Origin of the sequence: Novosphingopyxis baekryungensis DSM 16222, assembly GCF_000420305.1 — a bacterium.
Classification (GTDB): domain Bacteria; phylum Pseudomonadota; class Alphaproteobacteria; order Sphingomonadales; family Sphingomonadaceae; genus Novosphingopyxis; species Novosphingopyxis baekryungensis.
Genome location: NZ_ATUR01000008.1, coordinates 156,371 through 178,102, shown reverse-complemented (window position 1 = coordinate 178,102; position 21,732 = coordinate 156,371). Strand labels below are relative to the sequence as shown.

At 64.0% G+C, this 21,732-nt stretch carries 17 protein-coding genes; 11 read left to right on the top strand and 6 right to left on the bottom strand.

What is annotated here, in order from left to right; genetic code table 11:
* Positions 1 to 81 precede the first annotated feature (81 nt).
* From pdxH to G410_RS0113820, 3 genes are read left to right on the top strand one after another with little or no spacing between them, the layout of a single operon-like run.
* Positions 82 to 663 carry a pyridoxamine 5'-phosphate oxidase gene (gene pdxH / locus G410_RS0113830; RefSeq protein ID WP_022674262.1) on the top strand — a complete coding sequence of 194 codons (582 nt, stop codon included), beginning with the start codon at positions 82 to 84 and terminating at the stop codon, positions 661 to 663.
* On the top strand, positions 660 to 1,604 hold the full coding sequence (locus G410_RS0113825) for a cation diffusion facilitator family transporter (protein WP_022674261.1): 945 nt from the start codon (positions 660 to 662) through the stop codon (positions 1,602 to 1,604). The genes pdxH and G410_RS0113825 overlap by 4 nt, the downstream gene beginning before the upstream one ends.
* A gap of 3 nt (positions 1,605 to 1,607) precedes the next feature.
* Positions 1,608 to 2,405, top strand: a complete 798-nt coding sequence (locus G410_RS0113820; RefSeq protein WP_022674260.1) for a PhzF family phenazine biosynthesis protein — start codon at positions 1,608 to 1,610, stop codon at positions 2,403 to 2,405.
* Here the strand turns inward: G410_RS0113820 and G410_RS0113815 are convergent, their stop codons facing one another.
* Complete coding sequence (locus G410_RS0113815) at positions 2,406 to 3,563, bottom strand: serine hydrolase domain-containing protein (RefSeq protein WP_033317708.1); 1,158 nt, start codon at positions 3,561 to 3,563, stop codon at positions 2,406 to 2,408.
* A 32-nt stretch (positions 3,564 to 3,595) separates the two neighbouring features.
* Here G410_RS0113815 and G410_RS18230 point away from each other — a divergent pair, with 32 nt between their 5' ends.
* Positions 3,596 to 3,961: a hypothetical protein gene (locus G410_RS18230; protein ID WP_022674258.1), complete on the top strand. Its 366-nt coding sequence runs from the start codon at positions 3,596 to 3,598 to the stop codon at positions 3,959 to 3,961.
* A 189-nt stretch (positions 3,962 to 4,150) separates the two neighbouring features.
* Here the strand turns inward: G410_RS18230 and mnmA are convergent, their stop codons facing one another.
* Positions 4,151 to 5,260, bottom strand: a complete 1,110-nt coding sequence (gene mnmA, locus G410_RS0113800; RefSeq protein ID WP_028971495.1) for a tRNA 2-thiouridine(34) synthase MnmA — start codon at positions 5,258 to 5,260, stop codon at positions 4,151 to 4,153.
* A 580-nt stretch (positions 5,261 to 5,840) separates the two neighbouring features.
* Between mnmA and sciP the strand changes: the two genes are divergently transcribed.
* The 5 genes from sciP (at position 5,841) to G410_RS0113770 (ending at position 12,660) form a co-directional block, all read left to right on the top strand.
* Positions 5,841 to 6,140: a CtrA inhibitor SciP gene (sciP, locus tag G410_RS0113790; protein WP_022674255.1), complete on the top strand. Its 300-nt coding sequence runs from the start codon at positions 5,841 to 5,843 to the stop codon at positions 6,138 to 6,140.
* 185 nt (positions 6,141 to 6,325) lie between these two features.
* On the top strand, positions 6,326 to 6,589 hold the full coding sequence (locus tag G410_RS0113785) for a GlsB/YeaQ/YmgE family stress response membrane protein (protein WP_028971494.1): 264 nt from the start codon (positions 6,326 to 6,328) through the stop codon (positions 6,587 to 6,589).
* Positions 6,590 to 6,860: 271 nt separating this feature from the next.
* Positions 6,861 to 8,111 (top strand): efflux RND transporter periplasmic adaptor subunit, encoded by a 1,251-nt coding sequence (locus G410_RS16915; RefSeq protein ID WP_022674253.1) that lies wholly within the window; start codon positions 6,861 to 6,863, stop codon positions 8,109 to 8,111.
* Between the two features lie 4 nt (positions 8,112 to 8,115).
* On the top strand, positions 8,116 to 11,307 hold the full coding sequence (locus G410_RS16910) for an efflux RND transporter permease subunit (protein WP_022674252.1): 3,192 nt from the start codon (positions 8,116 to 8,118) through the stop codon (positions 11,305 to 11,307).
* A 147-nt stretch (positions 11,308 to 11,454) separates the two neighbouring features.
* A complete protein-coding gene (locus G410_RS0113770; RefSeq protein WP_051137315.1) occupies positions 11,455 to 12,660 on the top strand; it encodes a DUF445 domain-containing protein in 1,206 nt (401 codons plus the stop codon).
* 145 nt (positions 12,661 to 12,805) lie between these two features.
* Here the strand turns inward: G410_RS0113770 and G410_RS0113765 are convergent, their stop codons facing one another.
* Positions 12,806 to 17,479, bottom strand: coding sequence for an NAD-glutamate dehydrogenase (locus G410_RS0113765; RefSeq protein WP_022674250.1), 4,674 nt, complete (start codon positions 17,477 to 17,479; stop codon positions 12,806 to 12,808).
* A gap of 164 nt (positions 17,480 to 17,643) precedes the next feature.
* Between G410_RS0113765 and G410_RS0113760 the strand changes: the two genes are divergently transcribed.
* Positions 17,644 to 18,882: a dicarboxylate/amino acid:cation symporter gene (locus tag G410_RS0113760; protein ID WP_022674249.1), complete on the top strand. Its 1,239-nt coding sequence runs from the start codon at positions 17,644 to 17,646 to the stop codon at positions 18,880 to 18,882.
* Here the strand turns inward: G410_RS0113760 and G410_RS0113755 are convergent.
* The 3 genes from G410_RS0113755 to G410_RS0113745 form a co-directional block, all read right to left on the bottom strand.
* Positions 18,879 to 19,079, bottom strand: a complete 201-nt coding sequence (locus G410_RS0113755; RefSeq protein ID WP_342662472.1) for a type II toxin-antitoxin system RelE/ParE family toxin — start codon at positions 19,077 to 19,079, stop codon at positions 18,879 to 18,881. The two genes, G410_RS0113760 and G410_RS0113755, sit on opposite strands and share 4 nt — an antisense overlap.
* Positions 19,080 to 19,170: 91 nt before the next feature.
* Positions 19,171 to 19,401 carry a type II toxin-antitoxin system ParD family antitoxin gene (locus G410_RS0113750; RefSeq protein WP_084489258.1) on the bottom strand — a complete coding sequence of 77 codons (231 nt, stop codon included), beginning with the start codon at positions 19,399 to 19,401 and terminating at the stop codon, positions 19,171 to 19,173.
* Between the two features lie 66 nt (positions 19,402 to 19,467).
* Entirely contained in the window at positions 19,468 to 20,757 is a 1,290-nt protein-coding gene (locus G410_RS0113745) for an adenylosuccinate synthase (protein ID WP_022674246.1), read from the bottom strand.
* Between the two features lie 132 nt (positions 20,758 to 20,889).
* Between G410_RS0113745 and G410_RS0113740 the strand changes: the two genes are divergently transcribed.
* Positions 20,890 to 21,726 carry an aldo/keto reductase gene (locus G410_RS0113740; RefSeq protein WP_022674245.1) on the top strand — a complete coding sequence of 279 codons (837 nt, stop codon included), beginning with the start codon at positions 20,890 to 20,892 and terminating at the stop codon, positions 21,724 to 21,726.
* Positions 21,727 to 21,732: the final 6 nt, after the last annotated feature.

The window sequence follows — 21,732 nt, the reverse complement described above, 5'->3', positions numbered from 1 at the left end:
TATGCGTTGCATCTGTCCGCTATCGCCATGCACCGCATGACAGTCTCGACCGGCCCGTGCGCTTTCGCTAATGCAGGGCGCATGGCCGATAATCCCTTCACCCTGTTCGATAGCTGGTTTGCCGAAGCGCAGGATAGCGAACTGAACGATCCCAATGCCATGGCGCTGGCGACCGCCGATGCGCAGGGCCGTCCGTCGGTTCGCATGGTGCTGCTGAAGGGGCATGGCCCGGACGGTTTTGTCTTCTATACCAATCTGGAAAGCCGGAAGGGGGTGGAGCTGGCGGCCAATCCGCATGCATCGCTGCTGTTTCACTGGAAATCGCTGCGTCGGCAGATCCGGATTGAAGGCCCGCTGGCGGTGGTGCCGAATGACGTTGCCGATGCCTATTTCGCCAGCCGCGCCCGCGATTCGCAAATCGGGGCCTGGGCATCGGACCAGTCCCGCCCGCTCGACCGGCGCGGCACATTCATCAAGCATTTCGAGCAGTATGAGCATGAATATAAGGGCCGCGATGTGCCGCGGCCCCGGCATTGGTCCGGCTTTTGCCTGACGCCGGAGCGCATCGAGTTCTGGCAGGACCGCGAATATCGGCTGCACGAACGCCGCCTGTTTCAGCGTAATCCCGAAGGTGACTGGAGCGAAGGCCTGCTTTTCCCATGAGTACGCAGGATGGTGGCGGAACGCCGCTCAATGTGCGCGCGGCCTATGCCAGCGTTTCCACCGCGCTGTTCCTCCTCGGTCTCAAGGCATGGGCCGCGGTCCAGACCGCATCGGTCGCGATGCTCGGATCGCTGGCCGATACCGGGCTGGATCTGGTCGCTTCGCTCGTGCTGCTGTTCAGCGTGCGCTATGCCGCGATGCCGCCGGATGAGGACCATCGTTTCGGCCACGGGAAGGCCGAGTCGCTGGCCGCGCTCTTTCAGGTGGCCCTGATCGCGGTATCCGCCGCGCTGATCGCCTGGCGCGCGGTGCAGCGGTTGATGAGCGATGCGGTGACCGTGGAAGCGGAATCCGGCATCCTCGTCTCGGTCATCGCGATCGTCGCGACCTTTTTCCTGATCGCCTATCAGAAGAGCATCATCCGGCGCACCAGGTCGATCGCGATCGAGACCGACAGCCTGCATTATCAGAGCGATCTGGTGCTCAACCTTTCGGTCATCGCCGCACTGGTGCTGGACCAATATGCCGGCATCGGCTGGATCGATCCGCTGTTCGGCGTGGCCATTGCGGTCTGGCTCGGCTGGGGCGCGTGGCGCGGTGCGGCGCGGGCGATCGACCAGCTGATGGACCGCGAATGGCCGGAGGAAAAGCGCCTGCGCTTCATCGAGGTGGCGCACCGGCACGAGGAGCTGCGGAACCTGCATGATCTGCGCACGCGCACCAGCGGCAACCGCGACTTTGCACAGTTTCACGTCGATATGCCCGCAACGATGACGGTGGAGGAAAGCCACCACATCATCCACCGCGTGGAAGCGGATCTGTGCCGGGCCTTTCCCGATGTGGAGGTTCTGATCCACATCGATCCCGAAGGCCATGTGGATGAGCCGGGCAATGCGCTGGTGGAGGAAGACCAGTTCAAGAAACTGGCAGAGGAGAGCTGAGCCATGCCGAATGTGCCCTATTTTCATGTCGATGCCTTTGCGGACCGCGCCTTTGGCGGCAATCAGGCGGCGGTCATGCTGCTGGACAGCTGGCCGGATGATGCCGTGCTGCAGGCGATCGGTGCGGAAAACAATTTTGCGGAGACGGCGTTTCTGGTGCCGGATGCCAGCGATGCGGCGGATTATGAACTGACCTGGTTCACGCCGACCAGCACGGTCGATCTGTGCGGCCATGCCACCCTCGCCAGCGGGCATGTGGTGCTGACGGCGCTGGCCCCGGAGCGCGAAACGGTCTCGTTCAGCACCCGCAAGGCCGGCATTTTGCACGTATCCAGGGAGGCGGATGGCTATGCGCTATCGCTGCCCGCTTATCCGCCCGTGTCTGGCGCATTTGACGACGCGGTGGCGCTGCTCGGCGCGGTGCCGGAAGAGGTGGCGAGCCATGCCGTCGGCTATCATGTTTTTCGCTATGCCGATGCCGGAACGGTGCGCGGCCTCATGCCGGATTTTCGCGGTCTGGCCCGGCTGGGCGATCTGCAGTTCATCTGCACCGCGCCGGGCGACGAAAGCGACGTGATGAGCCGGGTGTTCGTGCCCGGCGCCGGTGTGGATGAGGACAGCGTGACCGGGTCCGCCCATGCCGCTCTGACCCCGTTCTGGTGCGACCGGCTGGGGCAGGAACAGTTCAGCGCAGTACAGGGCAGCCACCGCATCGGCCGCCTGTCCTGCCGCCGCGAGGGCGACCGTGCGGTGCTGATCGGGCAATGCGTGACCGTGGTCGAGGGGCGGTTTCGCTTCTGATCAACCGCCGACCGGGAACAGGTTGACGATCCGCCCGAGCTGGTCACGCACGGCCTGGCGCTCTTCATCCTGGGTTTTGCCGAGCCGCACCACCGTCAGCCCTTGATCGGGCGAGACGATGACATATTGGCCAAGATGGCCCAGCGCGGCGAAGGTATTGGCGGGCGCGGCGTCCGGAAACAGGATCGGCAGGCCGTCCGCCCCGGCGCGGGCGTTCAGCCAGATATGCCCGCCATAGACCGCGTTGGTGGCGGACGGCGTGCGCATGAACTCGATCCATTTGCGCGGGATGATCTGCGCGCCGCCAATCGATCCGCCGGTGCGCAGGAATTCCCCGAACTTGGCCCAGTCGCGCGCGGTGGCATGCATGATCGATCCGCCAATCATCGTGCCGGCGCGGTCGAACTCCACCACGGCGCTGTCCATGGCCAGCGGTTCGAACAGGCGGCCCTTGGCGAAGCGCTGCACCGTCTCCATGCGCACGCGCGGGGTCGTGCTGTCGGTCAGCTCGCGCGCGATGATGTCCGCCAGGATGACCGTGGTGGCCGAGCTATATTCGAACTTCTCGCCCGCACGCGCTTCCATCGGCCGACTTTCGGCATAGCGCGCCATATCGTCCGCGCCTTCCAGAAACAGCATGCGTACGGTATCGCCATCGTAGATCGCGCCGGGCTCATTCGCGTCCAGCCCTTCAGTATGATCCAGCCCGCTGGCCATGTGCAGCAGATGGCGCAGGGTGATATCCCGGCGCGGGTCGCCGGGGCTCTGCCATTCGGGGATCGGCGCGGGATCATCCAGCCGCAGCCGGCCGTCGGCCACCAGCATGCCGATCAGCACGGCGGTGACGCTCTTTTCCATCGACCAGCTGATCAGCGGCGTTTCGGCCGAAAAGCCCGGTCCGTAGCGTTCGGCGACCGGCTGGCCATAGCGCAGCACCAGCAGCGCGCGCGTTTCGGCCTGCGCCGGATCGCTGAACAGCGGATCGATCCGCGCATCCAGCACGGCCCGGTCCACCGGACTGTCGAGGCTGATATAGTCGCAGCGCGCATCGCAGGGCGGTGGCGGTGGCTCGGCGACAGGAGCATCGGATCCGCAGGCGGTCAGCAGAAGCGCGGCGGCAAAAGCGGTTGCGGGCGGGAGGGATTTGTTCCTAGGCATAAGCGCGATGACCTGCACCAGCGAGACCAAGCATGACAAGCCCTAACACCCGCCGAGCGCGCCCATGGTGGCACTGGCTGCTCATCGCGCTTGCGCTGCTGATCGCACTGGCGGCGGCGCTGCTGGCGTATAACTGGACCCATCTGACGAGCCAGGCGCAGCTTGGCGTGCGATATACGGCGCGCGTGGCCTGTTCCTGCCGTTTCGTGGAAAACCGCAGTCTGGCCAGTTGCGAGCGTGACAAGGAGCCGGGCACGGAAATGGTGACGCTGCGGGACGATCCGGCGACGGGCCGTCTGTTTGCCTCCATACCCTTTTTGGCCGAAGCGGCGGCGGAAAAGCGCGGTGATTTCGGCTGCGTACTGCTGACCCCGGCGGAGCTGGCCGCGGCGGATTGAAGGTCCGCTGGAAGTTCGCGATGGTCGCGATACGGTAGCGCCGTAATTCCGGTCAGGCGTTTTGCCACAGCGATGAGCTGCGGACCGTGCCACCATGGGCAAGGGGCTTGATGGAGGCTGGCCATGGCAGTGCGATAGCCGCTCTTGCCGATGTAGGACAGGATGGCCGGCGCTCCCTGCCAGCCAGCTTCAAGCGGCCAGCGCGTCCTGCGCGGCAAAGGTCCGGTCGATCCAGCCGCCGCCCAGCACCTGCGTATCGCGGTAGAGCACGGCGGCTTGGCCCGGCGAAACGCCATATTCGGGCCGATCGAACAGCACTTGACCGTCCACCAGCCGCGCCGGAACAGGTTTTGCGAGCGAACGCACCTTCACCGTCAGCGGACCGTCGCGGCTGCCGCCGATCCAGTTGATATCGCTGAGCGCCACGCCGCGCACCGCAAGCGCCGCCTTGGGGCCGACCACAACCTGCCGGGCCTCGGCATCGATCCGCACTACGTACAATGGCTCGGCCTGTCCGCCGATATCCAGCCCGCGGCGCTGGCCGACGGTATAGTGGATGATGCCCTTGTGCCGGCCGAGCTGCTGCCCCCGCAGATCGACGATCGCGCCTTCCTCACCCGCTTCGGGGCGCAGCTTGCGCACGATGCGCGCATAATCGCCATCGGGCACGAAGCAGATATCCTGACTGTCCGGCTTGGCGGCGACAGGCAGGGCGATGTCGCGCGCCAGCTCGCGCACCTGCGCCTTGGGAAGGTCGCCCAGCGGAAAACGCAGATAATCGAGCTGATCGCGGGTGGTGGCGAACAGGAAATAGCTCTGGTCGCGCGCGGGATCGGCGGCGCGGTGCAGCTCGGCCCCGTCCGGCCCCATCGCGCGGCGGACATAATGGCCGGTGGCCAGGCAGTCCGCCCCGAGTTCGCGCGACAGCGAGAGCAGATCGGTGAATTTCACGCCCATATTGCACTGCACGCAGGGGATCGGCGTGCGGCCATTGGCATAATCATCGGCAAACTGGTCGATCACGGAATCGCGAAAGCGGCTTTCATGATCGAATACATAATGGGCGATGCCCAGCCGGTCGGCCACGGCGCGCGCATCGCGGATATCCTGCCCGGCGCAGCAGCTGCCGGTGCGCTGCACCGCCGCGCCGTGATCATATAGCTGCAAGGTTACGCCGATGGTCTCCGCCCCGGTGCGCGCGGCCAGCGCAGCCACGACGGAGCTGTCGACGCCGCCGGACATCGCGACGACGATGCGCTTGCCGGAAAGATCGTCCCCCAGCTGGAAATCGGGCTGCATGTTCATCCGGGGCTATGTAGCGGTGCGCACGAGATATTGCCAGTTCGGCGCGGCCAGCCCGGAACCGAATGCGCGCGAGTTCGTGCGCGGCGCAGGCGGACGCAGGCGGACAGGCCGGTGCAGCCAGAGCCCGGTGGCTGGCAACCATCGATCCTGTTCATCAAGCCTAACGCGATCTTAGCCGCGCTTTTACCGAAGTTTATCTCTTCGGCCTTACACCCCTTGCTATGGACCAGCCCTCTCCCTCCCAATTCGATATCGCAGGCGCGGCATTGTCGGCAATCGATTACCCGACCTTGCAGGCCATGCTGTCGGCGGGAAACATCGTCAGTTCCGCCCGGTCCGGCCGTCTTTGCGCATCGCATGTCGGCATGGGTACGCTGGCGGATCGAATCGCATATTTCGCCGGACGGTCAGCACCGCGGCGGACATTCGGCGGCGCTTTTCTGCCGCGCAGCATGGCTGCTGTGAAGCGTAAAGGCTCTGTTTACCTTGGGGCTTCAGTATCTGGCAGGATACCGAGTTCTATAGCTGCTCCAACGCTGGACGCTGCGATGGCAGACAGTGCTGAGGAAAAACCATGATCGAGAATCAAACTATCAAGCCGGACCGCGTCATCGGTCCTCTAGGCGAGCCTTTGACGATCGAGGATTTGCCGCCAACCACCACCCGGCGCTGGGTCGTGCGGCGCAAGGCCGAAGTGGTGGCCGCCGTGAATGGCGGGCTGCTCTCGGTGGATGAAGCGTGCGAGCGCTATGATCTGACGCTGGAAGAATTTGCCAGCTGGCAGCGCGCGGTCGATCGATCCGGCATGCCCGGTCTGCGCGTCACCCGCATTCAGCATTATCGCGATCTATACGAGCGTCAGCAGAAATACTGACACCGGTTCAGCCCGATGCGCGCGGCGGCGTCGGCGCATTGCGCAAAATCCTGAAAACCCCGCAGGCTGCCCTTGCGGGGTTTTCGTTATGCTTGCGGAACTTTTTTCCTGCCCGGCCTTTTCACCTCCATACAGCGCGCCAGCAAATTGTATCTCGCTGACGTGAAACAGGAGGAATGCATATTATGACCTTTATTCTTATGATCATCATTGGCGGCATCATGGGCTGGCTTGCCAGCATGGTAATGGGCCGCGATGCTTCCATGGGTATTCTCTGGAACATCATCGTGGGCGTAGTCGGTGCCATCCTCGGCGGCTGGATCGGCAGCCTGATCGGCGTCGGCGGCGGTTGGGGCGATTTCTCGATCTCCGGTCTGATCATGATGTTCGTTGGCGCCGTCGTGCTGCTGGCGATCGCCAATCTGATCCAGCGTCGTCGCATCCGCTAAACGCTGCATAGCATCACCAGGGAAGAGGGGCCGCTTGTCGGCCCCTTTTTTCGTGTATCGGGGCCAAAGCTAGGTCGTTCGTCGAAGCGCAGGCCGCACCCGCCATATTCCCTGCGCTATTGCGGGCATTTGCCCTATGGCAGCATCGGCCACGCGCCTTCCGATCGACAGACGCGTGGCAACTCCGCTTGCGAGGGCTGAGTTATTGAAGTAACACACTGCGCGTCGATCGCCCGCTTTGGGCAAGCGTGGACTGAACTGGCAGATGGCAATGAACTACGAATCACCCGTTTCGCATATGGAACAGACCGCCGGCATGACCGATATCGACGAGGAGCGCGTTGCAGCGCGGCGCAAACGGATCGTGATTGCGACCATCGTCGCGGCGATCCTTTTGCTCGGTATCCTCGGTTTTTTCCTGACGCGCGGCGATGATGAAGCAGCGACAGGCGACGCGGCGGCAGCCGCCGACGCGCAGGCGCCCGTGGTCACCGTGGTCGCTCCGGGCAGCAAGACCGTCGTGCGCTCGATCAACGCCACCGGCACCATCGGCGCACGTTTCGACACGCCGATCAGCGTGGTCGGTGAGGGCGGCCGCGTCACGCAGGTCTATGTCGATGCCGGGGACTGGGTGAAGCAGGGGCAAGTGCTCGCCTCGGTCGATCGCTCGGTGCAGAACCAGCAGGCCGAAGGGCTGCGCGCGCAGATCAGCGTGGCCGAATCCAGTCTGAACCTGGCGCAGGCGCAGCTGAACCGCGCACTGCAGCTGGTCGATCGTGGATTTATCAGCCAGGCCGATGTCGATCGGCTGACGGCGGAGAAAGAGCGGGCCCAGGCGCAGCTGCGCGTTGCCCGCGCCTCGTTCAACGAAGCGCAGCAGCGCAATGCGCGCCTCAGCATCGTCGCGCCCACAAGCGGCTATATTCTGGAACGCACGGTGCAGCCGGGGCAGACCGTGACGCAGGGTTCCGGCGCCTTGTTCCGTATGGCGGCAGGCGGCCAGATGGAGATGCAGGCGCTGCTGAGCGAAGACAATCTGGCGCAGATTTCGGTCGGCGAAAGCGCGCAGGTGACTCCGGTCGGCACGACCCAGACGCTGAACGGCCAGATCTGGCAGGTGGCGCCCACCATCGATCCGCAGACGCGGCAGGGCATCGCCCGTATCGCGCTCAGTTATGACCGCGCGCTGCGGCCCGGCGGTTTTGCCAATGCCACCATCCGTTCGGGTGCGATATCCGCGCCGGTGCTGCCGGAAAGTGCCGTGCAGAGCGATACCAAGGGCAATTTCGTCTATATCGTGGGGCCGGGCAACAAGGTCGAGCGCCGCGGCGTGGAAGTCGGTGCCGTCACGGATGAAGGGCTGACGATCGCCAGCGGCCTGTCTGGCCGGGAACTGGTGGTGGTCTATGCCGGCGGGTTCCTGAATCCCGGCGAAGTGGTGCAGCCGCGCCGCCAGAAGGGCATCGCGCGCCAGACGGCCACAGATAGCGAGCCTGCGTCCACCTCGGCCGGAGCGGAATGACACCATGAATTTTCGCAACATCTCCGCCTGGTCGATCCGCAACCCGGTCGTCCCGATCGTTCTGTTCCTCGGGCTGATGATCGCGGGAATTCTGAGCTTCGCGCGGATGGACATCGTCAATCAGCCGGACATCGAATTTCCCGCCGTGATCGTCAACATCTCGCAGCCCGGCGCCGCGCCGACCGAGATCGAGAATCAGGTGACGCAGATCGTCGAATCAGCGGTGCGCAATATCAATGGTGTGAAGAACATCAATTCCACCGCGTCGGAGGGCAACAGCAACACCTTCGTCGAATTCGAGATCGGCATCGATCCGAACGAGGCGGTGAACGAGGTCAGCAACTCGATCGACCAGATTCGCGGCCAGCTGCCGGATGGCATCATCGAGCCGCGGGTGACCAAGGTGGACGTGACCGGCGGTGGCCCGCTGGGCATTTTTGCGGTGCAGGCCGATGACATGACGCTGGAACAGCTCAGCTGGTTCATCGACGACACGGTGGCCAAAAGGCTGCTCTCGGTCGACGGCATGGCCGAAGTCGACCGTTTCGGCGGAGTCGATCGCGAAATCCGCGTGGTGCTCGATCTGCCGCGCATGCAGGCGCTCGGCGTCACGGCATCGCAGATCAACGCGGCGCTGCGCCAGACCAATATCGATGCCGCCGGCGGGCGCGCCCAGATCGCCGGATCGCGCCAGTCGGTGCGCGTGCTGGGCAATGCGGACGATGCCTTTGCCTTGTCCGAAACCCGCATTCCGCTCGGCGATGGCCGCGTCATCACCCTGTCCGATGTCGCACAGGTATCGGACGGCTATTCGGAACGCAGCTCGATCAGTAAGCTGCGCGGCAAGGAAGTGGTGAACTTCGCCATTTCCCGCGCGCGCGGCGCGTCCGACGTGTCGGTGTATGACGATGCCCTGAAGCAGATCGAAAAGATCGAGGAGGAAAATCCGGGCATCAGGGTGGTCCAGCTCTTCTCCACCGTCGGCTACACCAAGGATCAGTATAAAAGCTCGATCCACGCGATGATCGAAGGGGCCGTGCTGGCCGTCGTCGTGGTGTTCCTGTTCCTGCGCGACTGGCGGGCCACGCTGATTTCCGCGCTGGCCATCCCGCTGTCCGCCATCCCCACCTTCTGGTTCATGGATCTTCTGGGGTTCAACCTCAATTTCCTGTCGCTGCTGGCGCTCGGTCTGGTGGCGGGCGTGCTGGTGGATGACGCGATCGTGGAGATCGAGAACATCGTGCGCCATATGCGCATGGGCAAATCCGCCTATCAGGCGTCGATCGATGCGGCCGACGAGATCGGTCTGGCCGTGGTTGCCACCACCTTTTCCATTGTCGCGGTGTTCCTGCCGGTCGGTCTGATGCCGGGCATTTCAGGCGAGTTTTTCAAGAATTTTGGCATCACGGTGGTGGTCGCCGTGCTTATCAGCCTAGCCGTCGCGCGCATGGTCACGCCCATGGTCGCGGCCTATTTCCTGAAGGCCAAGGGCCACGCCACGCATGGCGAAGGCTGGCTGATGGACCGGTATATGAGCGTGCTGCGCTGGTCGCTGGACGATAGCGGGGCAAAGCGCTTTGCCGCGCGTGGCGGGCGCATGCGCTCGCTGGTCAGCGGCCTGTTCGACCACCGGGTCTGGATGACGATGATCGCCGGCGTCGCGCTGGTGGTTACCGTCGTCCTGCTGATGACCATCCCGCAGCAGTTCGAACCCAATATCGACAGCGACGACAGCCGAGTCGAGATCGAAATGGTGCCCGGTACAACCCTGGCGCAGACGGAGGCCGTGGCCGACCGTGTGGCCGCCATCCTCTACGAACAACCCGAGGTGGACCTGGCGCTCGAGCGCGTTCGTGAGGGCAATGCCTCGCTTTATGTGAACCTGAAACCCGATCGTGAACGAAGCTCTACCGAGTTCGAGCGCGAAACGACGGCCTTGCTGCAGAACATTCCCGACGCCCGTGTGTCGTTCGGCGCGCAAAACGGCGGCGGCGGTGGCACAGGCCGTGAAATATCGGTCATGCTGACCGGCACCAACCCGGAATTGCTCAGCCGGACCGCAGCCACGCTGGTGGAGCAGATGCAGGGGCTGAAGACCGTACAGAGCCCGCGCATTGCGGCTGATCTGAAGCGGCCAGAACTCATCGTGACGCCGCGCGCCGAGCTGGCCGCTTCGCTCGGTGTGACCACGGCGGCGCTCAGCCAGGCCATCCGCATCGCCACCCTGGGGGAGATCGACCAGAACGCGGCGCGCTTCTCCCTGTCCGATCGGCAGATCCCGATCCGCGTCATGCTGCCGCAGACATCGCGCGAAAGCCTGGACACGATTGAAAATCTGCCCGTGCCGACGGCGCGCGGTGGCTCCGTGCCGCTGTCGCGCATTGCCGATCTGCGCTTCGGCTCCGGTCCCACCACCATTCAGCGCTATAATCAGCAACGCCGCGTGTTCGTGGGCGCGGATCTGGCGCCGGATGTGGTGACGGGCACGGCCTATGCGCAGATCAATGCGCTGCCGATCATGACCAATCTGCCGCAAGGCGTCAGCAATGAGGCGTTCGGCGCGCAGGAATGGCAGGGTGAGCTGATCACCAATGTGATCATCGCGGTGATCGCCGGTGTGCTGCTGGTGTTTGCCGTGCTGGTGCTGCTCTACAAGCGGTTCATGTCTCCGCTGGTCAATATGGGGTCGTTGCTGCTGGCCCCGCTCGGCGGCCTGATCGCGCTGTTGATCGTCGGTCAGCCGATTTCGATGCCGGTCTATATCGGCCTGCTGATGCTGCTCGGCATTGTTGGCAAGAATTCCATCCTGTTGATCGATTTCGCGCTGGAGGAGCTGCATAGCGGCAAGGAAAAATTCGAAGCGATCATGGAGGCCGGACACAAACGCGCCCAGCCGATCGTGATGACGACTGTGGCGATGACAGCAGGCATGGTCCCGACCGCGCTCTCCTTGTCCGGCGACAGTGCGTGGCGCGCACCGATGGGCACGGTGGTGATCGGCGGCCTGGTGCTCTCCACCTTGCTGACGCTGCTGATCGTGCCGGCCAGTTTCAGCCTGGCGGACAGTATCGAGAAGCGCATGGGCGGCTGGTTCGGCAAGATGCTGACCTACAAGCCGGGCGATCGCGAACGGTCGGTCCAGGTCGATCGGGATCGTGCGCGCGCGCTGGAGGATGGTGTTCAGCCGGCCGAATAGGCCATTGGCCGGTTTCCGCCGGTCCATCGCCGCGCTTGGCAAGGCTTGCCCGGCTGGGCTAGGCCATGGGCCATGAAGCCCATCGGTCGATCCACGCCGCTCGCCGGCACTTTGGCAGAGGCGGAACGGCTGGCGGCGTTCAAGCGCATGCGCCGCCTTGCCACGGCGCTGCTGGTACTGATGGCGGCGGTATTCTTCCTCGCCCGATCGTTCGAAGAATGGCACCCGGCCTGGGGCTATGTCCGCGCTTTTGCAGAAGCCGGGATGGTTGGCGGCTTGGCCGACTGGTTTGCGGTCACGGCGCTGTTCCGTCACCCGCTCGGCCTGCCGATTCCCCACACCGCGATCATTCCACGCAACAAGGACCGGATCGGCGAGACGCTGGCGGCGTTCCTGCGGGACAATTTCCTGATCCCTGCAGTGGTTGCGCGGCGGCTGCGCCGGATCGACGTGGCCGGCGCGGCGGGGCGTTTTCTGACCCATCCAAGCTCCGGCGAGGGGCGCATGCGGCGCGGTGCCTCCCGCCTGTTCGGCGATGCGCTGGAGGCGCTGGATCATGGCCGGCTGGGCGGCATGGCCAAGACGGCGGTGCGCGGGCAGCTGGAAAAGCTCGATGTGGCGCCTTTGCTTGGCCAGATGCTCGGCGCGATGATCGCCAGCAAACGGCATCTGCCGCTGATCAGCGCGGGCATCCGCTGGGCCGCACTGACGCTGGATGACAATGAACATCTGATCCGCAACATGGTGCATGAGAAAGCCAATAGCGTGCTGCGCTGGACCGGGCTGGACGAGACGCTGGCCAATGCCATCATCAGCGGATTGCAGAAGCTGCTCATCGATATGGACGGCAACCCTGATCATCCGCTGCGCGCCCGGATAGAGGAAGGGCTGGCGCGGCTGGCCGACGATCTGGTGCATGACCCGGCCATGGCCGCGCGGGTGGCCAGCATGAAGCAGGAAATGCTGAACAATCCGGCGGTGTCGGACTGGATCAACGGGCTATGGGAGCAGGCGCGGGCCGCGCTGCTTTCCGCCGCGCGCGATCCCGATGCGGCGATGGCGGGCAAGCTGGGCGAGGCGCTGTCGCAACTGGGCCGCACCTTGCAGGAAGATCCGCTGCTCAAACGCCAGGTCAACCGCTTCGCGCGCCGCGCGATCACCGGCACGACCTCGGCCTATGGCGACAACATCGTGCGGCTCGTGTCGGATACCGTACGCGGCTGGGAAGCGCGCACGATCACCGATCGCGTGGAAACCGCGGTGGGGCGCGATCTGCAATATATCCGCATCAACGGCACGCTGGTCGGCGGATTGGTGGGCGTGACCATCCATCTGGTGGATATGCTGGTGTAGGAACCGGTGCGGCGGAGCGTTTCTAGCGCACCGCCGCCATCGCGTATCCCCACGGTCCAGCGCCGTCCTTCCCCGGCAATGTCACGGCAACCGGCGCAAACGGCTTGAATGCGCGCAGGCTGCAGGTAATTGGGGCCTCGTACCCCTAGCGCCCCAGCAGCACGCGTGCCTGTCCGGCAATCTGCGCCATCATCGGCACGCTGGCCATCGGCACCTTTTGCGCGCGCTCCACAAGGCTGCGGAACTGCGCGATGCGGTCTTCGCGGCCTTGCGCCCAGTTATCGACGAACTGTTCCAGATCCTTGGACCGCGCCCGGCGCAGGAATTCCAGCCGCATCTGCTGGAAATCGCGCGCGAGCCCGGCGGCCAGCAAGCGCTCCCACGGGTCGGCGGGCATCATCCGGTTGGCGGTGGTCTGGGCCCAGCCAAGATTCAGCATGTCACCGATCTTGATGAAGGCCGCACCGACATCGCGGGCGGGAATATCGCGCTGATGCGCCAGATCGGCAATGCCGATGGCTCCGTCTGCCTTGTACAGATGGGTCACCTGCTCGGCCAGTTCGCGTGGTGCGCCATTGGCGACCATTTGCTCGGTCTGTTCGCGCGCCTGATCGCAGGCACGGCTGGACAGCAGCTCATCGACATCCACGGTGAGCTGGCCGACATTGTCCGCCAGTTCGCCGACGATCGCGCCGACCGGTTTTGCTGCATGCTCGGTGCGCAGCAAATCCGCAATATGGGAGCGGGCGGCCAGCGCCAGCATATCGAACATGTTGAGACGGACTTTCTCGTCCATCGGCCGTTCGTCCAGATCCTGCCAGATAGCGTTGAGCCCGAACAGGCGCTCGACCACCACAAAGGCATTGGCGACATCGCCGGGCGAGCAGCCCTCCTCTTCGGCCAGCTCGAACGGGTAGATGATGTTCAGACGGTTCACCATGCGGTTGGCGATCCGCGTGGCGATGATCTCACCGCGCAGACGATGCTCCATGATCGCCTGGCGATGCTTGTCCCGCATGGCCTCCGGAAAGGCGGCAAGCAGCTCCGAATCGAGCGACGGATCGTCCAGCTTCAGCGTGCTTTCGATGCTGTCCTGCAGCGCCAGCTTGCCCGTGGCCAGCAGAACGGCCAGTTCGGGGCGCGTCATGCCGCCCTGATCCTGGCCGCGGCGCAGCAGTTCCTCATTGCCGGGCAGTCCCTCGACCACGCGGTCCAGCTTGCCTTCGCCTTCGAATGTTTCGATCAGCCGGATATAGCTGCCCAGCCCCTCGGTGCCGTCATTCTCGGCGATGGAAATGCCGAGCGCCTGGTGCCGGTTGTCCTCCAGCACAATCTCGGAGACCGCATCGGTCATGGATTTCAGCAGCGCGTTGCGCTTGTCATCCTTCAGCGTGCCCGCGCGCAACTCGGTATTCAGCGCGATCTTGATGTTCACTTCCTTGTCGGAGCAATCCACGCCGGCGCTATTGTCGATGAAATCGGCATTGATGCGTCCGCCGGTAAGGTCGAACGCGATGCGCCCGGCCTGCGTGACCGCCAGATTGGCGCCCTCGCCGATCACCTTCACGCCAAGCTGTTCGGCATTGACGCGGATCGGATCGTTCGCCGGATCGCCCACATCGATGGAGCTTTCCGCCTTGGCCTTCACATAGGTGCCGATGCCGCCGAACCAGAGGAGGTCCGCCTTCATCTTCAGGATCGCGGACATCAGCGTGGCCGGATCGACCTTTTCATCCTCGAGGCCCAGCATCTCGCGGACCTGCTTGCTGATGGCGATGCTCTTGTCCGACCGGGCAAACACGCCGCCGCCCTTGGAGATCAGCTTCTTGTCATAATCTTCCCAGCTGGAGCGGGGCAGATCGAACAGGCGCTTGCGCTCGTTCCAGCTTTTTGCCGGATCGGGATCGGGATCCAGAAAGATGTGCCGATGGTCGAACGCGGCAACCAGCTTGATTGCTTTGGACAACAGCATGCCGTTGCCGAACACGTCGCCGGACATGTCCCCCACGCCGCAGACGCGTACGGTCTCTTCCTGCACGTCCACGCCCATTTCCGCGAAATGCCGCTGCACGGAAATCCACGCGCCCTTGGCGGTGATGCCCATGGCCTTGTGGTCATAGCCATTGCTGCCGCCGCTGGCGAAGGCATCGCCCAGCCAGAAGCCGCGTTCGATGGCGATGGCATTGGCGGTGTCGCTGAAGGTGGCCGTGCCCTTGTCGGCGGCGACCACGAAATAGGGATCTTCGCCATCGTGGATCACCACGCCTTCGGGATGCACCACCGCATCATCGACGATATTGTCGGTGATCGACAGAAGCGTGCGGATGAAGATCTTGTAGCATTCCGTGCCCTCGGTCAGCCAGGCATCGCGGTCTTCGGCCGGATTGGGCAGGCGCTTGGGGAAGAAGCCGCCCTTGGCGCCGGTCGGCACGATCACGGCGTTCTTCACGCGCTGCGCTTTCATCAGGCCCAGAATCTCGGTGCGGAAATCGTCGCGCCGATCGGACCAGCGCAGGCCGCCGCGGGCCACCGGCCCGGCGCGCAGATGGATGCCCTCGACACGCGGCGAATAGACGAAGATCTCACGCCATGGCACCGGCGCCGGAAGGCTCGGTATCGCATGGCTGTCGATCTTGAAGCCCAGCGCCTCGGCGCTGCTCGGCGCGAAGGCATTGGTGCGCAGCACCGCCAGCGCCACCGCGCGCAGCGTGCGCAGGATCCGGTCTTCATCGATCGCCGCGACGTTCAGCAGCAACTGGTCGATCTCATCGCTGGCGCTGGCCGTTTCGGCGTCGCGATCCCCTTCGAACGCGGGGTCGTGACGGACCCGGAACAGATGGACCAGCAGCCGGGTGATCGCCGGGGCGCGCGCCAGACTGTCGATCACAGTCTGCATGGAATAGCTCATGCCGGTCTGGCGCAGATAGCGGAACCAGGCGCGCAACCACACCACACCCTCCGGCTCCAGCGCGGCCGAGATGATCAGGCTGTTGAACGGATCGTTCTCCACCAGCCCGTCGATTTCCGCCGTGATCGCGCGTTCGATGGTGTCGGCGCGATCAATCAGCGCCTCGGCCTTGGCGGCATCGGGCACGGCCAGCAGGAAATCATGGATATAGGCGAAATCGCCATCGCCCAGCGCGGAAGGAATCTCACCCAGCACGACGAAGCCGAAATCCTCCAGCACCGGTACGGCATCGCTGAGTGGCAGCGCCCCGCCCAGATGATAGATTTTCAGCCGAAGCTGGTCGTCGCCATCGCCCTCCAGGCGGTACAGGCGGGCGGCGCGGCGCGTTTCCCCGTCCAGCGCGTGCAGTCTCAGGATATCGGCCGCGGCCTCGCCCGGATTATAGGCGCTGCGATAGGTGACGCCGAACAGATCGGCATAGCGCAGCGACAGGGCGGCGGCGCGCTTCTCGTCGATCCGCTCGGCCAGCGCGGATTCCACGGCAGGCTGCCAGCCGCGCACCATCCGCTTGAGCTTGGTGTCCAGGCTGTCATCGTCGATTTCGGCATTGCGGTCAGACAGGTTCAGCGTGAAGCGCAGCAGGGCGACCTGTCCGTCCTCCAGCGAGATCGACCAGCTCAGGATGCTGCCGTCGGCGCTGTTGGTCAGCATCGTTTCGATCGAGCGGCGCATCGAGGTCGATACGTCATCGCGCGGCAGCCAGACGAACACGAACAAATGCCGGCCCAGCGGAGAGCGTACCGTGCGCAGCTTGGGGCGCGGCCTGTCCGACAGCGACATGTTGGTCAGCACGATCTGTTCCAGATCGGCCAGCGGGAAGGTGATCAGCAGATCATGCGGCAGGCTGGTGAGCGCATGGCTCAGCGATTTGCCGGCGTGGCCTGATGGATGGAACCCGAATTTGTCCATCAGCGCGGCCAGATGCGCGCGCAGCACGGGAATGCGATTGGGCGGGGTGGCGAGGGCGGCGCTCGTCCACAGCCCGGCATGCAAGGACAGGCCGGTGATCGTCGTGCCATCCCGCAACGGAGTCAGCACGAGATCGAGCAACACGGCGCGGTGCACGTTGGAAACCCTGTTCGATTTCATCAGCAGGGGCACGCCCTTGCCTTCCTCGAACCATTTGAACGCGCGCTCGCGCGCTTCGTCGGACAGGATCGGCGCATCGTCCACCCGGGCAATGCCGAGGCGGTTGGCGCGCGTACCCTTGCGGTCGATCTCTTCATGCGCAACCAGCGTGAGATTGCGATCCAGGAACCAGCGCAGCAGGGCGCTGCCATCGCCGTCGGGCAGCTGATCGGCATCCTCGCCCATCGCTACCTGCATTTTCAGCCAGTCGTCCACCGCGCCGCGCACATCGCGCAGGACGGCGCGCAGATCCGCCTCCAGCGCGCGGCGCTGCTTGGCGTCCACCCGCTCGATCTCGATATAGATAAAGCTTTCGGCCCGGTCCGGCCCCTCGCGGCCCTGCCGGATGGCCTGCAGCTGGCCCGATGCCGTCCGGTCCACCGTCAGGACGGGGTGGATCAGCCGGTAGATCGCAATGCCCTGCGCGGCGATGGCGTTGGCCACCGAGTCGACCAGAAAAGGCATGTCGTCATTGATGATCGCAAGGCGCATCATGCGCAGGCCGTCCACCCCGGTCAGGCTGGCGGTATCGACCTGTGGTTCTGCCTGGCTGCGTTCGGCGGCGGTGTTCAGCGTGAAGGCGGCGGCGGCGCGGCAGGCCTCATCGTCGAAATTCTCGTCCTCGCCCGGCAGGGCGCTGGCCCGGAAGGCACTGCCAAGGGCATCGAGAAGCGCCGGATCGACGTCCCCCTGTTCGGATCGCGTCTGTTCGCCGTCAGCCATGCTTTTCCTCGTCGTCCTTGCTTGTCAGCATCATTATTGGACCCGCTATGCGCCTTGTAATTTTGTTACTCAACCCCCTCCAACATGCTGCGCGATGCGGATATCTTGATAGTGGCACCGGTCACCGCTAGCGTCCGGCACCGGCCAAGGGAGGGCGCGTTGCAATGCTGAAGACATGGTTTCGGATTCCGCTCTGGCAGCGGGTCATCGCCGCGCTCATCCTGGGTATCGTCACCGGCCTCCTCTGGGGTCCGGAAGCGGAAAGCATCAAGATTATCGGCGATGTGTTCATCGCCTCGATCAAGATGCTGGTGGTGCCGCTGATCTTCTTCTCGCTGGTGTCCGGCGTCGCCGCGATCGGCGATCTGCGCAAACTGGGCGCGGTCGGCGGGCGGGCGATGCTGATCTTCGTCGTTACCGGCCAGATTGCCGTCTGGCTGGGGCTGGGGCTCGGCACGCTGATCCAGCCCGGCATCGGCGTGGATACCAGCAATATCGACATGGGGCCGGTGCCCGAACCGTCCGGCGAAGGCTGGCGCGAGATGGTGCTTTCCATCGTGCCGCAAAGCCCGGTGCAGGTGATGGCGGACGTGAACGTGCTGCCGCTGATCGTCTTTGCCCTGCTGATCGGCATCGGCATTCTGATGGCGGAGAAAGACGGCCAGCCGGTCGCCAGAATCTTCGATTCCGGCTCCATCGTGATGCAGAAAGTCACCATCATCGTGATGGAGCTGACCCCGTTCGGCGTGTTCGCGCTGATGGCCTGGGTGGCGGGCAATCTCGGTTATGACGCGTTGCTGGCGCTCGCCAAGCTGGTCGGGCTCAATTATCTCGGCTGTCTGCTGATCATCTTCGTCATGTATTCCGCGATGATCAAGTTCATGGCCAAGCTGCCGGTGCGCGATTTCTTCCGCGGGATCATCGATGCCATGGCGGTGAGCTATTCCACCGCCTCGTCCAACGCCACGCTGCCCGTCACCATGCGCTGTGCCGAGCGCAATCTGGGCGTATCCCCAAGCGTATCGAGCTTCGTGCTGTCGCTGGGCGCGACCATCAACATGAACGGCACCGCCATGTATCTGGGCCTCGCCACATTGTTCGGTGCGCAGGTGTTCGGGGTGGACCTCAGCTGGACCGATTATGTCATGATCTCGATCACCGCCACGCTCGGCGCGGTCGGTGCGGCCGGTATTCCGGGCGCAGGCCTGATCATGATGGCGCTGGTATTCGGCACGGTGGGTGTGCCGCTGGAAACGATCGCCTTCGTGGCCGGGGTGGACCGGATCATGGACATGATGCGCACCGTCACCAATGTCAGCGGCGACGCGACGGTGGCGACGGTGGTCGCCTCCATGACCGGCGAGCTGGACCGCGCGGAACTGATCAGCGCGGACGATGTCTAGGGATCGAGCTTGTCCGCCACATCCTGCGCCTTGTGCAGGATACGAGCGACGATGACGTCGCCATTGTCGATCTCATAGTAGATGCGGTGGCTCTTGAAGGCAAAGGAGCGAATACCGCGGCCAAGGAATTCGTTGGCTGGACCGATCCCAGTGTTGCGATCCAGTAGTGCAAGCACATGCTGCATCCGTCGCGATATGTCTGCGCCGTTTGCTCGCCGAAGCGCGCAAAGCTGAACTCAAAGATCTGCTCCAGATCGAGTAGCGCTGCCTCGCGAAATCGAACCGCGATCAGCCTTGATGCCGGGCCTGAACCCTTTCGAACACATCGTCCGCAGTTTCATTTGAGATTGGCGATGCAAGGCCGATCGCGATCTCCGCCATCAAATTTCGACGCTTCGCCTCTTCATCCTGATCGCGGCGAAGCAGATCGCGTACATAGTCGCTGGTGCTGCTGTAGCGGCCCTCGGCGACGCGCGATTCGGCCCAGCTTTTCAGCTGATCGGTGACGGATATGTTCATCTGTGCCATGCGCCGATTATAGGAATCTGCGCTATCATTGACAAGATCGGCGTAATGCCAGTCCGGTCAATCCATGAACGGATCGCGCACCAGGATCGTGTCGTCACGCTCGGGGCTGGTGGAGACCAGCGCCACAGGCGTTTCGATCAGCTCCTGAACGCGGCTTATATATTTGATGGCCTGTGCCGGCAGATCGGCCCAGCTGCGGGCACCCGCCGTGGTCTCCTGCCAGCCGTCCATCTCCTCGTAGATCGGCTCGACCGCGGCCTGATCGGCGGCATGGGCGGGCAGATAATCGAGGATCTTGCCGCGCAGCCGATAGCCGGTGCAGATGCGGATCGTCTCGAACCCATCGAGCACGTCCAGCTTGGTCAGCGCGATGCCGGTGACGCCGGAGACGGCGCAGCTCTGCCGCACGATCACCGCGTCGAACCAGCCGCAGCGGCGCTTGCGCCCCGTGACGGTGCCGAATTCATGGCCCTGCTCGCCCAGCCGCTGGCCGATCTCATCGTCCAGTTCGGTCGGGAAGGGGCCGGAGCCCACCCGGGTGGTATAGGCCTTCACGATGCCCAGCACGAAGCCGGTGGCGGACGGGCCGAGGCCCGACCCGCTAGCGGCGGTGCCCGACACGGTGTTGGAGCTGGTGACGAAGGGATAGGTGCCGTGGTCGACATCGAGCAGCACGCCCTGTGCGCCTTCGAACAGGATTTTCGCGCCCGCCTTGCGCACCTTTTTCAGGCGCTTCCACACGGGCTGCGCATATTGCAGCACATAGGGTGCGATGTCGCGCAGTTCGGCAAGCAGCGCCTCACGGTCCACCGGCGGCTGATCGAAACCGGCACGCAGCGCGTCATGATGCGCGCACAGCCGGTCCAGCTGCGGATCGAGCGCATCCAGATGCGCCAGATCGCACACGCGGATCGCGCGGCGGCCGACCTTGTCCTCATAAGCCGGGCCGATACCGCGCCCGGTGGTGCCGATTTTGCCGGAGCCGGCAGCGGTTTCGCGCAGCCCGTCCAGATCGCGGTGCAGCGGCAGGATCAGCGCGCAATTATCGGCGATCGCGAAATTCTCGGCGGTGATGCTGACGCCTTGGCCGGACAGCTTTTCGATTTCCGCCTTCAGCGCCCACGGATCGAGCACCACGCCATTGCCGATGATCGACAAGGTGCCGGTGACGATACCGGACGGCAGAAGCGACAGCTTGAACACATCGCCGTCGACCACGAGCGTGTGGCCCGCATTGTGCCCGCCCTGAAAACGGACGACGGCGTCGGCACGGCTGGATAGCCAGTCGACGATCTTGCCCTTGCCCTCATCACCCCATTGCGCGCCGATTACCGTGACGTTGGCCAATATCCTGCCCCTGATGCAAATTCGATGGAAAGCGCCGCCCTAAAGTCCAGCCGAGCCAAGGTCCAGCATTTGCGACGGACCTTTGACGATGGTTCGTCCGTTATCAGGGCAAACAGACAGAAGGAATTTGCCATGAGCACCGACAGCATCACCCAAACCCCGATGATCGATCTGAACGATGGTCGTTCGATTCCACAACTGGGATTCGGCACCTACAAAATCGAGGACGACAAGGATGCCGAGCAGGCGGTGAAGAAAGCAGTCGAGATCGGCTATCAGCTGGTCGATACAGCAGCGGTCTATAAAAATGAAAAGGGCGTGGGCGCCGGGCTGCAAGGCAAGGACGATATCTGGCTTACCACCAAGGTGTGGAATGAGAGCCAGGGCTATGATCGCGCGCTGAAGGCGTTCGACAAGTGCCTCGACCGGCTGGGCAGGGATTCGGTCGATCTCGTGCTGATCCACTGGCCGTGCCCGGACGATAATCTCTATGTCGACACCTGGAAGGCTTTCATCGAGATCCAGAAGGCCGGTAAGGCGAAGTCCATCGGTGTGTCCAATTTTCTGGAGCCGCATCTGAAGCGGCTGGCCGATGAAACCGGCGTGCTGCCGGTGCTCAACCAGATCGAGCTGCACCCCAGCTTCCAGCAGAAAGACGCCCGCCGCGTGCATGCGGATATGGGCATCGCCATTCAGAGCTGGAGCCCTCTGGGTCAGGGCGAAGCGCTGGATAGCGATGTGGTCAAACGCATCGCCGAGAAGACCGGCAAGAGCCCGGCGCAGGTCGTGTTGCGCTGGCATATCGACAATGGCCTCTGCGTGATCCCAAAGGCATCGTCCGAGAAGCATATGCGCGACAATTTCGGCGTGCTCGATTTCACGCTGTCGCAGGACGATCTTGAAGCGTTCGAGGCGCTCGATAGCAAGGATGGGCGCATGGGCCCCGATCCGGCGACGATGAACAGCTAAGCGCTG

Coding starts and splice junctions, on each gene's coding strand:
- pdxH (WP_022674262.1), top strand. CDS start 82: ATGGCCGATAATCCCTTCACCCTGTTCGATAGCTGGTTTGCCGAAGCG.
- G410_RS0113825 (WP_022674261.1), top strand. CDS start 660: ATGAGTACGCAGGATGGTGGCGGAACGCCGCTCAATGTGCGCGCGGCC.
- G410_RS0113820 (WP_022674260.1), top strand. CDS start 1,608: ATGCCGAATGTGCCCTATTTTCATGTCGATGCCTTTGCGGACCGCGCC.
- G410_RS0113815 (WP_033317708.1), bottom strand. CDS start 3,563: ATGCCTAGGAACAAATCCCTCCCGCCCGCAACCGCTTTTGCCGCCGCG.
- G410_RS18230 (WP_022674258.1), top strand. CDS start 3,596: ATGACAAGCCCTAACACCCGCCGAGCGCGCCCATGGTGGCACTGGCTG.
- mnmA (WP_028971495.1), bottom strand. CDS start 5,260: ATGCAGCCCGATTTCCAGCTGGGGGACGATCTTTCCGGCAAGCGCATC.
- sciP (WP_022674255.1), top strand. CDS start 5,841: ATGATCGAGAATCAAACTATCAAGCCGGACCGCGTCATCGGTCCTCTA.
- G410_RS0113785 (WP_028971494.1), top strand. CDS start 6,326: ATGACCTTTATTCTTATGATCATCATTGGCGGCATCATGGGCTGGCTT.
- G410_RS16915 (WP_022674253.1), top strand. CDS start 6,861: ATGAACTACGAATCACCCGTTTCGCATATGGAACAGACCGCCGGCATG.
- G410_RS16910 (WP_022674252.1), top strand. CDS start 8,116: ATGAATTTTCGCAACATCTCCGCCTGGTCGATCCGCAACCCGGTCGTC.
- G410_RS0113770 (WP_051137315.1), top strand. CDS start 11,455: ATGCGCCGCCTTGCCACGGCGCTGCTGGTACTGATGGCGGCGGTATTC.
- G410_RS0113765 (WP_022674250.1), bottom strand. CDS start 17,479: ATGGCTGACGGCGAACAGACGCGATCCGAACAGGGGGACGTCGATCCG.
- G410_RS0113760 (WP_022674249.1), top strand. CDS start 17,644: ATGCTGAAGACATGGTTTCGGATTCCGCTCTGGCAGCGGGTCATCGCC.
- G410_RS0113750 (WP_084489258.1), bottom strand. CDS start 19,401: ATGAACATATCCGTCACCGATCAGCTGAAAAGCTGGGCCGAATCGCGC.
- G410_RS0113740 (WP_022674245.1), top strand. CDS start 20,890: ATGAGCACCGACAGCATCACCCAAACCCCGATGATCGATCTGAACGAT.